The organism is Microvirga sp. GN3, from assembly GCF_055792825.1.
This window is the reverse complement of record NZ_JBVVAK010000039.1, coordinates 1-13679: the sequence shown is the minus strand read 5'-3', so window position 1 is coordinate 13679 and position 13679 is coordinate 1. Positions and strand designations below refer to the sequence as shown.

Genomic DNA, 13679 nt, shown 5'->3' with positions numbered 1-13679 from the left:
GTCGCGCTTTATTGCAGCCCGCAGGGTAACGCAGCGTAATCTTCTGTAAACGCTTATCTGAAAAGGCTTTTTTTGCTGGGATTATCGTCCGAAGCTGAGACCGGCTCACACGATCTCGACGACCGGATCCATGTTGAGGAGCTTGCCCAGGGCGCGCATGCGGCCCATCAGGCGCTCGTTGGCGAGCGGTCCCATATGGGAGGGCAATCGCAGCACGACCTGACTGCCGCGGGCCATGAGAGGAGCCTGCGCCAGGACGCCTTCCATGGCGACCGAAACCGGATAGGCGATGCGCATCAACGCGGCGAGCAGGCGAGCGCGCTCGATGAGCCTCGGACCGGCCAGGGTCTTGATGCGCGAACTCACCTTGTCCGGCGAGAGGCCCTCGTGCCGGAAGAAGATCGACAGAGCCAGATAGGCACGGCCCGGATGATCGAGCCCGGCAAAGGCGCCGTAGGCGATCAGGTTGAGACTCTGTTCACCCCGGTAGTCGGGATGCGCGCGCCAGCCGATATCCGCCAGAAGGCAGGCGGCACGGCGCAGGCGGGTGTCGTACTCCGTTTCCGGCAAGCCTAGGCTATCGATGAAGGCTTGCGTCCACTGGCACAGTTCGACCCCGTGGCGGGGCGAGCGGGAGCGCAGGAGGTTGAGATCGTTGGCGGCCGCGAGCAGCGGATCCTGCTCTCGTGTCTCCGGATCGAGCCTGTCGTACAGAATACCCTCACGCACACCGAAGGCGGAAATCGCGACCTCTTTCGGCTCGCCGAGTCGGATGATCTCCTCCAGCACGATGGCACCATAGGCGAGCAGCGGACGGCGGGCCTCGGACACGCTCTCGATGTCCTTCAGGGTCTTGGAATCGGCCTCCTCCACGAGATGCAGGAAGTCGAGCCCGTCATCCGGGTCGATCATATAGCCGTGCATGACATGGAGCGGATAGTCCCGTGCCGCCTGGTGCAGCCGCGCCAGCGCACGCCATGTGCCGCCGACCGCATAGAAGGTACGGCCATGCAGGTTTTCGAGATATTCCGGCGCGCGTTCGAGCGCTTCGCGGACGATGCGCTGGGCCTTTCGCAACGAGCCGCCGCTGACGTCCTGCAGGGCGAGACCGCCGAGTGGCATGGTGATCCCCTGCCCCACCTGCGAGCCCTGCACGTCGACCAGCTCCAGGCTGCCGCCGCCCATGTCACCGACCATGCCGTCCGGCTCATGGAAACCGGCGACGACGCCGAGCGCCGAGGCCCTCGCCTCTTCGGCTCCCGAAAGCAGGCTGATCGGCTGGCCGCAGGCCTCGGCCGCTGCTTGCAGAAACGCGGGACCGTTGGAGGCATCGCGCGCCGCGGCAGTCGCGAGAACGAAGACCTCGGATACGTTCATCGTGTCGCAGAGAACGCGAAACCGCGCGAGCGCGCGCAAGGCCCTATCGACGGCCTCGTCGTCGAGGCGGCCGGTGGTCGCCACATGACGTCCGAGACCGCAGAGGACCTTCTCGTTGTAGATCGGCGTGACGGCGCGGGAGAGGCCCTCATAGGCCACGAGACGCACGGAGTTCGAGCCGATATCGATGATAGCGACAGGACGGCCGATCTTGAGCCGACCCGGAGCCTCGAAGCTAAGGGCCGGCATGTCAGCGCTGCCCGCGCTTGGCGAGCGCTTTGGGGCTGGAGGTCTTGAGGGATTTGCCACGGCCCGACAGACTTGGGTTTGTCATGAAATACTTGTGAGCGTTGAATGGTTCCTCGCCCTTGGCCGGCACGACCCGATGGCTCGTGCCGTCGGGAAGGACATTCCAGCTCTGCTCGTTGTCGAGCAGGTTGGCGAGCATGATCTGGTCCAGCACCTGCTGGTGCACCGTGGTATTGACGATCGGCATCAGCGCCTCGACGCGCCGGTCGAGATTGCGCGACATGAGATCGGCGGACGAGATGTAGACATGCGCCTTCGGATTGGGCAGTGCCTGCCCGTTACCGAAGGCATAAATGCGGGTGTGCTCCAGGAAGCGTCCGACGATGGACTTGACCCGTATGTTCTCCGAAAGCCCCTTGATGCCGGGCCTGAGGCAGCAGATGCCGCGCACGATGAGATCGACCTGCACGCCGGCAGCACTCGCATCGTAGAGCGCATCGATGATGTCGGGATCGACAAGCGAGTTACACTTGCACCAGATCGCACCTGGCCGCCCCGCCTTGGCATGCTCCACCTCTTCGGCGATGTGCTGAAGCAGGCGCTTCTTAAGGGTCAGCGGCGAGACCGCCATGCGCTCCAGTTCGGCGGGCTCCGCATAGCCCGTCACGAAGTTGAAGATGCGCGACACATCCCGTCCGATCACCGGATCGGCGGTGAAGTAGGACAGGTCGGTGTAGATGCGAGCGGTGATCGGGTGGTAGTTGCCCGTGCCCACATGGCAATAAGTGATGAGCTGACTGCCTTCGCGGCGCACAACCATCGACAGTTTCGCGTGCGTCTTCAGCTCGATGAAGCCGAACACCACCTGCGCGCCGGCGCGCTCAAGATCGCGCGCCCAGCGGATATTGGCCTCCTCGTCGAAGCGCGCCTTCAGCTCCACGAGGGCCGTGACGGACTTGCCCGCTTCGGCCGCTTCCGCGAGGGCCGCGACGATGGGGGAATCGGATGAGGTGCGGTAGAGCGTCTGCTTGATCGCCACGACGTTCGGATCCCGCGCGGCCTGACGCAAGAACTGCACCACCGCATCGAAGGATTCGTAGGGGTGATGGACAATGATGTCCTTCTCGCGGATCGCCGCGAAGCAGTCACCGCTATGCTCGCGGATACGCTCGGGGAAGCGCGGATTGTAGGGCTTGAACTTGAGGTCCGGACGATCCAGCGCGACGAGCTGCGACAGATCCCGCAGGCCCATCATGCCCTCGACGACGAAAACCTCATCCTTGGACACTTCCAGTTCCTCGGCCACGAAGAGCCGCAGGTCCTCGGGCATCGCCGCCTCGACCTCCAGGCGGATCACGCTGCCGCGACGGCGCTGCTTGAGCGCGGTCTCGAACAGGCGCACCAGATCTTCCGCCTCTTCCTCCACTTCGATATCGGAATCGCGGATCACCCGGAACGCGCCCTGCCCCTGCACCTCATAGCCGGGGAACAGGCGGCTCGTGTAGAGCACGATCATCTGCTCCAGCGCGATGAAGCGGGTGGCGCCCGTTTCCGCAAAATCCGGCAGGCGGATGAAGCGCTCGGCGCGCGACGGCAGGCGGATCAGCGCATTCAGCACCTTGCCGTCGCTCTGGCGCACCAGCTTCAGGGCGATGGAGGAGCCAAGATTGGGAATGAACGGGAACGGATGCGCCGGATCGATGGCGAGCGGCGTCAGGACCGGGAAGACGTGGTTGAGGAAGTAATCCTCGAGCCAGGAGGCCTCCGCCCTCGCCAGGCCGCCCCCTTCGGTGAGGACTATGCCTTCTTCCAGAAGCGCGTCCCGCAATTCGCGCCAGCGCCGCTGCTGGTCCGAAGCGAGATTCGAGACGGCCACGGCGATCTTCGCCAGCTGCTCCTGGGGCGTGAGCCCATCCTGTGACGTTGTGGCAACACCGGAGCGCACCTGTCCAATCAGGCCCGCGACGCGGACCATGAAGAATTCGTCCAGGTTGTCGGCCGAGATCGACAGGAAGCGCAATTGTTCCAGGAGCGGATGATTGCGGTTCGATGCCTCCTCGAACACTCGCCGGTTGAATTGCAGCCAGGACAGCTCGCGGTTGATGAAGCGCTGGGGAAACTTCCGGAGCACCGCACCATCAAGTTCGATATCCGGCGGAGCCTTCGGCAGCGGAGCCTCGCTGACGGTCTCCACCTCTTTCAGAGCAATCGCGCTGCGCACTTCATTCTCCGCCGTTTCCTTCTTCGGCGACCGTTTTGCTCTCGGCTTCGTGACGGTTTCACGACGGTTCGATAACGCGGCGTTGGTCTCAGGCTTCACTCGTTCTCATCCGTTTCCTGCGCGGCACCAAGGATCTCCGCCGCGATCGCCCGCGACACGCGCCGCCCCCGGCTCAGGGCCTCCCTGTCGAGGAGAGCCACGAGCTCGGAGGCCTTGGCCAGCGACCGTTCGATCCGCAGAGCAATATAGTCGACAACGGAGGTGTCGACCACGAGTTGCCTGTCGACGAAAAGCTTCACCAAAACTGCCTTGAGCAGGGCATCGTCCGGCGCCTCCAGCGATACGCTTGGTGCTAGGCGCAGGCGCGACAGCAGATCCGGCGTACGCAAACCCCAGCGGTCGGGCGGCGTCTCGCAGGTGATCAGGAGTGAGGCTTTCTTTTCCCGCGCCAGATTCAGCAGGTGAAACAGCGTCGCCTCGTCCCGTTCGCCCCGGTCCATGTCCTCGATGGCGAGCGCGCCGTTCGAAACGAGGTGCGGAACCTTGTTCTGCGTGATCTCGGACGCGTCGATGGTCCAGGCACGGGCGTTCGTCGCCCAGATCGAGGCGAGATGGCTCTTGCCGCTGCCGCGGGGGCCGACGAGGAGCAGGATCGTGTCCGGCCAGTCGGGCCAGCTCTCGATGAGGCCATAGGCCTGCTCGTTCGACGGGCTGACGAGGAAATCCTCCGCTCCGAAACGGGGATCGAGCGGGAGATCGAAGGTCAGCTGTCTGGGACCCTCACGCATCGAGATCGACCTTCTCAAGCTCGACCTTGGGCTTGATGATCGCAGATTCCGCGCCGCGATAGAGGGGGCTTGCCAGATATTGCCTCAGAGCAAAGCGCGCAATGACACCCACGGCGGCGGCGAGCGGCACGGCGAGCAGCAGACCGACGAAGCCGAAGAGAGCACCGAAGGCCACGAGGGCGAACATGAGCCAGACCGGGTGCAGTCCGACGGAATCGCCCACCAGCTTCGGTGAGAGAATGTTGCCTTCCACGAACTGGCCGAAAACGAAGATGCCGAGTGTCGCCGCGATCATGGTCCAGTCCGGCCAGAATTGCACGATGGCGACGCCGACCGACAGGATGAGGCCCGTGAGCGAGCCCACATAGGGAATGAAGCTCAGGAGCCCCGCCGTCATGCCGATCAGCGCGCCGAAATTCAGTCCGACCAGGGCAAGGCTGACCGCATAGAATGTGCCGAGGATGATGCAGACCATGGCCTGGCCGCGCACGAAGCCGGCAATGGCCCGGTCGATGTCGTGGGCAATGGCGCGGATCGTGTCGCGGTGCTTCATCGGCATCCAGGAATCGACGGTTTTCACCATGCGATCCCAGTCGACGAGCATGTAGAAGGCCACGACCGGCGTCACGACCAGCAGAGAGAAAATGCCGAGCAGGGCCTGCCCGCCCGACCACAGCCCCTGCAGGAAGGCGGTGATCCAGGCGATTCCCTGGCTGATGAGGTTGCCGACGGAGGGCGGCGCCGCGGGCAGAGCATCTTCAAGTCCTAGTTTCTGGATCAGCGGACCGAGCTGCTCTGCCCCCAGTTCCTGAAGCCTCGTCACGTAGCCGGGCAACCTTTCCACGAAGGCCGCCACCTGCTGCGCCGCGAAGGGAACCAGGATCATGAGGGAGATGATGAGGATCAGGACGAACAGGACGAGGATCAGCAGGCTCGCGCCCAGACGCCCAATGCCGATTTTCTGCAGTCGGTCGGCGAGCGGGTCGAGCAGGTAGGCCAGCGCGAAGCCCGCCACGAACGGCAGGAGGATGCCGCGCAGGATGAACAGCAGCAGCACCGTGACGACGAGCGCCGCTATCCAGAATCCGATCTGCCGTTGGACCGTCATCGGTACTCCATAGCCAACAATTCTGGCCTTCAGGTGGTCATGTGTCGCAGCCAGCCCCCGAGATAGGCACCGGCGGAGGCTATGGTCAAGGTGGCCACCAGCACCATGGCGACCTCCTCCAGCCCGGCGAGATCAACCCCGAAGGCATTGGCGGCGAGCGCGAAGGCCGCAAAGGCGATCTGCGCTCCCGTATTCAGCTTGCTCAGGAGGATCGGCTTGATCTCGACCGGGCGGCTCATGACCCAGGACAGGAGCACGGCCGCCACGATCATCACGTCCCGGGACACGACGATGATGGCGAGCCAGCTCGGGATCGCCCCCACGATGGCAAGCGTCACGTAGATCGACACCAGAAGGGCCTTGTCGGCGATCGGGTCGATATAAGCCCCGAACTCGCTCCGCATGTCGAATTTCCGGGCGATGAAGCCGTCTACCGCGTCGGAAATCCCCGCAACCACGAACAGAATGAAGGCCGTACTCCACCGCTGCTGCATGATCATGACGATCACGATGGGGACGATGATGAGGCGGCCGATGGTGATGATGTTCGGAATGGTCATCGGGGCGATGATGGCCGGTTGAGGGGCGGAGTTCAATCGTCGGGTCTGAGGGTGGGGATAAGATGCCACTCACCCGTCATGGCCGGGCTCGTCCCGGCCATCCACGTCTTGGAACCACAGCGTTGCTAAAGACATGGATCCCCGGAACAAGTCCGGGATGACGCGGGAGAAATGGGTTTCGCAAAATGCGAATTCTTCCCTTGCCTCTCGCCCCCTCTCGTCTTACTGCCCCCTCAACACGGGGTGAGCCATGACCGAGAAGCAGACGAACGGCCTGACCTATGCCCAAGCGGGCGTCGATATCGATGCGGGCAATGCCATGGTCGACCAGATCAAGCCCCTGGTACGCTCCACGCGTCGACCCGGGGCCGACGCGGAAATCGGCGGGTTCGGCGGGCTCTTCGACCTCAAGGCCGCCGGCTTCAAGGACCCGATCCTGGTCGCGGCCAATGACGGCGTCGGCACCAAGGTGAAGATCGCCATCGACACAGGCATCCACGACACCATCGGCATCGATCTCGTCGCCATGTGCGTGAACGACATCATCGTGCAGGGCGCCGAGCCTCTCTTCTTCCTCGACTATTTCGCGACCGGAAAGCTCTCGCCGGAGGTCGGCGTCCATATCGTCAAGGGCATCGCCGAGGGCTGCCTCCAGGCCGGCTGCGCGCTGATCGGTGGCGAGACGGCCGAGATGCCCGGCCTCTACGCCAAGGGCGATTACGATCTTGCGGGCTTTGCGGTCGGCGCCGCTGAGCGCGGCACGCTGCTCCCCAAGAATGTCAGTATCGGCGACGTGTTGATCGGCCTGCCCTCCTCCGGCGTTCATTCCAACGGTTTCTCCCTGGTGCGCCGGATCGTCGAGCATTCCGGCCTCGCCTGGGACGCGCCCGCGCCCTTTGCTTCCGGCAAGACACTGGCTCAGGCCCTGCTGGAGTCGACACGGATCTATGTGAAGCCCCTGCTCGAAGTGCTGAAAGGCGGCGACGGCATCAATGCCCTCTGCCACATCACCGGCGGCGGCTTCCCGGACAACATCCCGCGTGTCCTGCCCGACGGGGTCGGCGTGCGCCTCGACCTCAACGCCATCGCTGTCCCGCCCGTCTTCGGCTGGCTCGCCAAGACCGGCGGCGTGGTGGAGGCAGAGATGCTGCGCACCTTCAATTGCGGCATCGGCATGATCGTGGTGGCGAGCGCCGACAAGGCCGATGCTGTCATAGAGCGTCTGCGCCAGGCGGGTGAGAGCCCGGTGCGCATCGGCGAGACCGTGGCTCATGCGGGCGGCGAGCGCGTCCAGACCCCGGGCGCTCTGAAGCTCTGATGACCCGCCGCCGCGTCGCCATCCTGATCTCGGGCCGCGGCTCGAACATGGTCTCGCTGATCGAGGCCGCGAGCCAGCCGGATTTCCCGGCCGAGATCGCCCTCGTTCTCTCGAACCGCCCCGATGCGGCGGGACTGGAGCGGGCAGAGGCGGCCGGAATCGCAACGGCTATCGTCGATCACAAGGCCCATCCGACCCGGGAGGATTTCGAGCGGGCGATGGATGCGGAACTGGCCTCGCACGACATCGCCTTCATCTGCCTTGCTGGCTTCATGCGCGTGCTGACCGATGGGTTCGTGGAGCGCTGGGCCGGACGAATGGTCAATATTCACCCCTCCCTCCTGCCGCTCTATCGTGGCACCCAGACCCATCGGCGGGCGTTAGAGGACGGTGTGCTGGTGCATGGCTGCACCGTTCATTTCGTGGTGCCTGAACTCGATGCCGGCCCGATGATCGCCCAAGCCGTCGTGCCGGTAGTGCCGGACGACACGGAAGAGAGTCTCGCCGCGCGGGTGATCGTGCAGGAACATCTGCTTTACCCGAAGGCCCTGCGGATGATCTGCGACGGGACGGCCTGGCTGGAGAACGGACGGGTGGTGTTTTCGAAGGGCTGGAATGCGAGCGGGTCGCTGCATTCTCCGACATCAGCTTAATCCAGCCCGTCGTCCCCGGCCTTGTGCCAGGGATCTACGTCTTTCCTCCGATTTGACCCCGAAGACGTGGATGGCCGGGACAAGCCCGACCATGACGCGCGAAAGCGTAACTGTCTTAAATCTGCGGACGGGGCAGCTTGCAGGCATCGAGAGCCGTGAGCGCCTTTGCGCGGGCCGTGTCATTGAACACGCCTGTGTCCCGGTACGCCTGGAGCTCGTCGGCGCTCAGAGAGCGCATGGTGCGGCCGGCATAGCAGTCGCAGGGCCGGCTGAGCGACGCCTCGCTGACACCGCTCTGCAGCTTCGCCTGGATGATCGTGCAAGCTTGGCTCACCCGGGCACGCAGCTGAGGGACGGTTTCGGTCTTCAGCGCCGGGTCCGGCTGATACTGCGTCGGCGTGTTGGAGGCGGCAGCGAAGGCACCCGTTGCGCCAAGAGTGACGGAAGCTGCGACGAGCAGCGTGCGGACGATCGAGGTCATGGATGGCTTCCCAGAGACGAAATCACGTTCGGCCTTAAGAATAGGCTTGGCCGTTGCGGATCAAGGGGAAGCCGAAAACAGGCTTAAGACTTAGCCAACGACCGCCTCAGCGCGATGGTGCTTTCGCGCAATCGGCAACTCAAGCGCCGGATCGAGATCGGCTTTTTCCAATGCCACGCGGTTGTCGTGGAAGGCTGCACCGCCATAGGGTGCCACCTGATCGCCGCCGGTGAGCGTATTGATGCCCCGCCCGTAAGGGTGGGCCGCGTTGGGCCAGATACCCTCGGCGATCAGCACGCCGCGCCGCACGCCGTCGAAGAGCTTGGCGCGAAGATAGACCTCGCCGCGATGGTTCTTGAGCCTCACCCAATCGCCCTCAGTGATGCCCTGCCGTTCGGCATCGAGCGGGTGGATCATCACCTCGGGCCGCCGCTCCTTGTCGAGGGAGGTCGGCGTCTCTGTGAAGCTGGAATTGAGGAAGTTGCGGGCCGGGCTCGTGGCGAGGCGGAACGGATGTTCCTCGGTCGCCGCTTCGATCACGCCCCAATGGTCGGGCAAGGCCGGCATGCTGGCCCAGGGGCCCATGGCGCCATTGTTGTAGGAGGGAACCTTGGTCCAGTCCGGCTTGAAGCGGAACTTGCCGTCCGGATAGCCGAAACCGTTGAGGAAATGCGCCTCCTCGAAGGGCGGCTGCGCGTCGAAATGGACATGTGCCTCAAGGTTTTCGAGGCTGCCCCAGCCGGAGTTTTGCAGCGTCCAGTCGATGATCTCGCGCGGTTCCATGGCGAAACCACGATGCTCGGCACCGAGGCGTTCGGCGAGGCCGCGAAAAACCTCGTGGTTCGAGCGGCACTCGCCCGGTGGGTCGATGAGCTTCGGTCCGACCTGGAAATGCTGATGCCCGCCGCCGGAATAGAGATCTTCGTGCTCCATGAACATGGTCGCGGGCAGCACGATGTCGGCCATCAGCGCCGTCTCGGTCATGAACTGCTCGTGCACGCAGGCGAAGAGGTCCTCGCGGGCAAAACCCTGCTTCACGAGCTCCTGCTCCGGTGCGACGGAGACCGGGTTGGTGTTCTGGATCAGCATCGCCTTGACCGGCGGGCCATTGTAGAGCGCCTCGGCGTCACCTGTGAGAACGCGGCCGATCTGCGACTGGTCGAGAATGCGGATGCTTTTGTCGATGGCGTCATGGCCCTCGATCAGTGCCTTGTTCCAATGGAAGATGCCGCTGTTGGAATGAAGCGCACCGCCGCCCTCAACTTGCCAGGCGCCCGTCACGGCCGGGATGGAGAGCGCTGCGTGCATGTTGACCACGCCATTGCGCTGGCGGCCGAAGCCGAAGCCGAGGCGGAAGTACGTGCGCTTGGTCGTGCCCACGAGCTTCGCGAAGGCTTCGATCTCCTCCACAGACAGGCCTGTGATGGCCGAGGCCCAGGCCGGATCGCGCGTGCGCAGATGCTCTTCGAGCTCGCGCGGATGATCGGTGTAGCGCTCCAGATAATCCCAGTCCGCCAGACCGTCGCGGAAGAGCACATGCATCACCGCGCAGGCGAGCGCGCCATCGGTGCCCGGCTTCACCAGCAGCGCCATGTCGGCCTGCTTCATGGTGGCATTATTGTAGATGTCGATGGCGACGATCTTGGCGCCGCGCTCCTTACGGGCTTTCATCGCGTGGGTCATCACGTTGACCTGGGTGTGAACCGGGTTCGTGCCCCAGATCACGATGCAGTCGGACGCCGCCATCTCGCGCGGGTCGGCTCCCCGCAGATGACCGGTACCGGCCACATAGCCGGTCCAGCTCATGGCCGTGCAGATGGTGGAATACTGGCCGGAATACTTCTTCACATGGCGCAGACGGTTGATGCCGTCGCGCATCACGTAGCCCATGGTGCCGGCATAATAATAAGGCCAGACGGATTCCGAGCCGAACTCCCGCTCTGCCTCCAGGAACTTACTTGCCACGATGTCGAGCGCCTCGTCCCAGGAGATGCGCTCGAACGATCCTGAGCCCTTCGGACCCGTGCGCTTCATCGGATAGAGCAGCCGGTCCGGATTGTGGATGCGCTCCGCATAACGCGCCACCTTCGCGCAAATCACGCCGGCCGTGTAGGTGTTGGACTTCGCCCCATGGACGCGCCCGATACTGCGCCCGTCGATCACCTCGACTTCGAGGGAGCAGACCGAGGGGCAATCATGGGGGCAGACGGAGGCGCGGCGTTCGATGCGGGGAGCTTGGTTCATGGCGGGCGCATCATGACGGAGCAGGAGGCTAAAGAAAAGGCCGCCCGGAGGCGGCCTTTTGATCTTGATGTCATTCCCGGCCGGAGCGGAGGGGAAGGGAATCCACCCGTACTCTTCCAGACATGGATCCCCTTCCCGGCCCTTGCGGACCGCCGGGGATGACAGCGGCGCGTTAGCCGACGATCTCGTTGCCCGAGAAGAACTGGGTGATCTCGATCTGGGCGTTGTCCTGGCTGTCGGAGCCATGGACCGAGTTCTCGCCAATCGACTTGGCGTAGAGCTTGCGGATCGTGCCCTCAGCAGCGCTCTCCGGGTTGGTGGCGCCCATGATCTCGCGGTAGCGGAGAACGGCATTCTCGCCTTCGAGAACCTGGACGACGACGGGAGCGGAGATCATGAAGTCCACGAGCTCACCGAAGAAGGGGCGCTCCTTGTGAACAGCGTAGAAGGTCTCGGCCTCGCGGCGAGACATCAGGATGCGCTTCTGCGCCACGATGCGCAGGCCGGCCTTCTCGATGACGGCATTGATGGCGCCGGTGAGGTTACGCTCGGTCGCGTCGGGCTTGATGATGGAGAAAGTGCGCTCGATGGCCATGACAACTCGCTTTGATTTGAGATGGGAAATGATGAAGTGCGGCGCTTATAGCGGCGAGCCCCCCTGCTCTCAAGCGCCTTTTGCCCCTGCCCGCTTGGAAACCTTAACCGCCTCCCCTAGTCTCTCCCTCTGATCGGTCCGGTGAAGGCCGACATAGCGCATCGTGAGGAAAAGTGGACCCGGTTTTCCGCGTAGATGATGCGCCACTTTAGGGATGAGCCTCGAATGGATCCCAAAAGTGGTGTCCACTTTTGGGTCCGAGGCTCTGGAGGGAGTTTCTAATGAAACCAGTGATCCTTGCCGCCGTCGGCCTTGCCCTGCTCAGCGTCCCGGCCATGGCCCAATCCGCTGATCCGAGCGGGACCTGGCTCACTCAGAGCGGCGATACCCGCGTGCGGATCGCCAAATGCGGAGCCGCCCTTTGTGGGACTATTGTGTCCTCGACCTACCAGAAAGATACGAACAACGCAGATCCGAAGCTGCGGGACCGCAACATCGTCGGCGTCCAGATGATATCCGATATCAGGCCATCCAGTGATGGCTATAGCGGCCAGCTCTACAACCCGCAGGACGGCAAGACCTATACGGGCAAACTCAAGGTGATGACCCCAAACACCCTGCAGCTCTCCGGCTGCGTCCTCGGCGGCTTGATCTGCCGGTCCCAGACCTGGACGAAGGCGAATTGAGGGCAGAAGGCCGCAAAACACCCTCACCGTCATGGCCGGGCTCGTCCCGGCCATCCACGTCTTGGGAACCACAACGCCCCAAAGACGTGGATCCCCGGAACAAGTCCGGGGATGACGGACGGTGGATCCTACCGCGCCCGCTGACCGAACAGCACGGCCTGGACCTTCGGGTCCGTCAGGTCGGTCTTCTCGCGGTCCTCGAAACTCACCGCGATGCCACGCTGGACCGCCGGGCGGGCGAGGACGGTCTCCAACCAGCGCTTGGCATGGGGGAACTCGTCGATGTTCTGGCCCTGGCGCTCCCAGAGCTTCGCCCAAGGCGCGATGGCCATGTCGGCGATGGAATAATCGCCGGCCACGAATTCCCGGTCGGCGAGGCGCTTGTTCAGCACGCCATAGAGGCGGTTGGTCTCGTTGGTGTAGCGGTCGATGGCGTAGGGTACCTGTTCCGGCGCGTAGATGCGGAAATGGTGCGTCTGGCCGAGCATGGGGCCGAAGCCACCCATCTGCCAGAACAGCCATTGATCGACCTCGACCCGACCCCGCTCGTCCTGCGGATAGAACTTGCCCGTCTTGCGGCCGAGATATTGCAGGATGGCACCGGACTCAAACACGGAGATCGGCTCATGACCCGGCCCGTCGTGGTCGACGATGGCGGGCATCTTGTTGTTGGGCGAGATCGCCAGGAACTCAGGCGTGAACTGGTCACCCTTGCCGATATTGACCGGGTGGATCGCGTAAGGCAGCCCGCATTCCTCGAGCATGATGGTGATTTTCCATCCGTTCGGGGTCGGCCAGTAATAGAGATCGATCGGGTGCTGCACGGAAGCCGCCATGAAAAGCCTCTTCTTGCGGGTCGACAGGGGTCGGTGACTGGACGTTAAGACATAAGATCGGGGCTGGCACCAGCGCCTGCAATGAAATTCCGTGGAAACGATGCATGGCTGCCCCCAAGGCCTTGCATGTTTTACTGTTTCAGTTGAGATATCCTGTGACGCTCAAAAGCGCCCAGGGGGATCCGATCATGAACCGAATTGTGAGCTCCGCTCTCGCCGCCGCTTTGGCCTTGTCCACGGCCGGCGCCGTTCAGGCCGCCGCCGAGACGAAGCCGAAGAAGGAGCCGACCGCCGCTCAAGCAGCCGCCCGCGAGCGCATGGCCAAGTGCAGCGTGGAATGGAAGGATGCCAAGGCCGGCGGCAAGCTCGCCAAGGACGCCAAGTGGCCGAAGTTCTGGAGCGAGTGCAACACCCGCCTCAAGGGCGAAACGAAGGCCTGATACCACGTCCTGGTGATCAGAACCCGTGTGCCCAGTCGCGCAAGCCGATGGACATAATCGTCCAGGGCTGCTCGGTGAGCCTGTTCCACGCGTCACAGCAATGATCGAGGATGTCCTTGTAGG

The 13679-nt window shown here is 63.6% G+C and carries 13 protein-coding genes; 4 read left to right on the top strand and 9 right to left on the bottom strand.

Annotated elements, in window-relative coordinates; all coding sequences use genetic code 11:
- Window positions 1–105: 105 nt before the first annotated feature.
- The 5 genes from ppx to ACS5Q1_RS19350 all read right to left on the bottom strand — a co-directional run bounded on the left by ppx (window position 106) and on the right by ACS5Q1_RS19350 (window position 6303).
- Entirely contained in the window at window positions 106–1626 is a 1521-nt protein-coding gene (ppx, locus tag ACS5Q1_RS19370; RefSeq protein ID WP_473099710.1) for an exopolyphosphatase, read from the bottom strand.
- 1 nt (window position 1627) lies between these two features.
- Window positions 1628–3820: an RNA degradosome polyphosphate kinase gene (locus ACS5Q1_RS19365; protein ID WP_473099750.1), complete on the bottom strand. Its 2193-nt coding sequence runs from the start codon at window positions 3818–3820 to the stop codon at window positions 1628–1630.
- A 122-nt stretch (window positions 3821–3942) separates the two neighbouring features.
- On the bottom strand, window positions 3943–4635 hold the full coding sequence (locus ACS5Q1_RS19360) for a P-loop NTPase family protein (protein WP_473099709.1): 693 nt from the start codon (window positions 4633–4635) through the stop codon (window positions 3943–3945).
- Entirely contained in the window at window positions 4628–5743 is a 1116-nt protein-coding gene (locus ACS5Q1_RS19355; protein ID WP_203439929.1) for an AI-2E family transporter, read from the bottom strand. Before ACS5Q1_RS19355 ends, ACS5Q1_RS19360 begins: the two co-directional genes overlap by 8 nt.
- 29 nt (window positions 5744–5772) lie before the next feature.
- Window positions 5773–6303, bottom strand: a complete 531-nt coding sequence (locus ACS5Q1_RS19350) for a CDP-alcohol phosphatidyltransferase family protein (RefSeq protein ID WP_473099749.1) — start codon at window positions 6301–6303, stop codon at window positions 5773–5775.
- A 250-nt stretch (window positions 6304–6553) separates the two neighbouring features.
- On the opposite strand from ACS5Q1_RS19350, the gene purM reads away from it, so the two are divergent.
- Both purM and purN read left to right on the top strand, forming a co-directional pair.
- The gene (purM, locus tag ACS5Q1_RS19345; protein WP_473099708.1) at window positions 6554–7621 is read left to right on the top strand and encodes a phosphoribosylformylglycinamidine cyclo-ligase; all 1068 of its coding nucleotides are present in this window, start codon (window positions 6554–6556) and stop codon (window positions 7619–7621) included.
- Window positions 7621–8274, top strand: a complete 654-nt coding sequence (gene purN, locus ACS5Q1_RS19340; RefSeq protein ID WP_473099707.1) for a phosphoribosylglycinamide formyltransferase — start codon at window positions 7621–7623, stop codon at window positions 8272–8274. The genes purM and purN overlap by 1 nt, the downstream gene beginning before the upstream one ends.
- 115 nt (window positions 8275–8389) lie before the next feature.
- Here the strand turns inward: purN and ACS5Q1_RS19335 are convergent, their stop codons facing one another.
- The 3 genes from ACS5Q1_RS19335 to ndk form a co-directional block, all read right to left on the bottom strand.
- Window positions 8390–8755 (bottom strand): hypothetical protein, encoded by a 366-nt coding sequence (locus ACS5Q1_RS19335; protein WP_473099706.1) that lies wholly within the window; start codon window positions 8753–8755, stop codon window positions 8390–8392.
- Window positions 8756–8845: 90 nt separating this feature from the next.
- Window positions 8846–10999, bottom strand: coding sequence for a molybdopterin-containing oxidoreductase family protein (locus ACS5Q1_RS19330; RefSeq protein WP_473099705.1), 2154 nt, complete (start codon window positions 10997–10999; stop codon window positions 8846–8848).
- A gap of 172 nt (window positions 11000–11171) precedes the next feature.
- The gene (ndk, locus tag ACS5Q1_RS19325; RefSeq protein WP_203439934.1) at window positions 11172–11594 is read right to left on the bottom strand and encodes a nucleoside-diphosphate kinase; all 423 of its coding nucleotides are present in this window, start codon (window positions 11592–11594) and stop codon (window positions 11172–11174) included.
- A gap of 281 nt (window positions 11595–11875) precedes the next feature.
- On the opposite strand from ndk, the gene ACS5Q1_RS19320 reads away from it, so the two are divergent.
- On the top strand, window positions 11876–12280 hold the full coding sequence (locus ACS5Q1_RS19320; protein WP_203439935.1) for a DUF2147 domain-containing protein: 405 nt from the start codon (window positions 11876–11878) through the stop codon (window positions 12278–12280).
- Between the two features lie 128 nt (window positions 12281–12408).
- On the opposite strand, the gene ACS5Q1_RS19315 is transcribed toward ACS5Q1_RS19320, so the two are convergent.
- Window positions 12409–13104 carry a glutathione S-transferase N-terminal domain-containing protein gene (locus ACS5Q1_RS19315; RefSeq protein ID WP_203444226.1) on the bottom strand — a complete coding sequence of 232 codons (696 nt, stop codon included), beginning with the start codon at window positions 13102–13104 and terminating at the stop codon, window positions 12409–12411.
- 200 nt (window positions 13105–13304) lie between these two features.
- Here ACS5Q1_RS19315 and ACS5Q1_RS19310 point away from each other — a divergent pair, with 200 nt between their 5' ends.
- Window positions 13305–13556, top strand: a complete 252-nt coding sequence (locus tag ACS5Q1_RS19310; RefSeq protein WP_203439936.1) for a hypothetical protein — start codon at window positions 13305–13307, stop codon at window positions 13554–13556.
- Window positions 13557–13679 lie beyond the last annotated feature (123 nt).

Bases quoted from the DNA above. Each gene is read 5' to 3' on its own strand.
- ppx (WP_473099710.1), bottom strand. From the start codon at position 1,626: ATGCCGGCCCTTAGCTTCGAGGCTCCGGGTCGGCTCAAGATCGGCCGT.
- ACS5Q1_RS19360 (WP_473099709.1), bottom strand. From the start codon at position 4,635: ATGCGTGAGGGTCCCAGACAGCTGACCTTCGATCTCCCGCTCGATCCC.
- ACS5Q1_RS19355 (WP_203439929.1), bottom strand. From the start codon at position 5,743: ATGACGGTCCAACGGCAGATCGGATTCTGGATAGCGGCGCTCGTCGTC.
- ACS5Q1_RS19350 (WP_473099749.1), bottom strand. From the start codon at position 6,303: ATGACCATTCCGAACATCATCACCATCGGCCGCCTCATCATCGTCCCC.
- purM (WP_473099708.1), top strand. From the start codon at position 6,554: ATGACCGAGAAGCAGACGAACGGCCTGACCTATGCCCAAGCGGGCGTC.
- purN (WP_473099707.1), top strand. From the start codon at position 7,621: ATGACCCGCCGCCGCGTCGCCATCCTGATCTCGGGCCGCGGCTCGAAC.
- ACS5Q1_RS19335 (WP_473099706.1), bottom strand. From the start codon at position 8,755: ATGACCTCGATCGTCCGCACGCTGCTCGTCGCAGCTTCCGTCACTCTT.
- ACS5Q1_RS19330 (WP_473099705.1), bottom strand. From the start codon at position 10,999: ATGAACCAAGCTCCCCGCATCGAACGCCGCGCCTCCGTCTGCCCCCAT.
- ndk (WP_203439934.1), bottom strand. From the start codon at position 11,594: ATGGCCATCGAGCGCACTTTCTCCATCATCAAGCCCGACGCGACCGAG.
- ACS5Q1_RS19320 (WP_203439935.1), top strand. From the start codon at position 11,876: ATGAAACCAGTGATCCTTGCCGCCGTCGGCCTTGCCCTGCTCAGCGTC.
- ACS5Q1_RS19310 (WP_203439936.1), top strand. From the start codon at position 13,305: ATGAACCGAATTGTGAGCTCCGCTCTCGCCGCCGCTTTGGCCTTGTCC.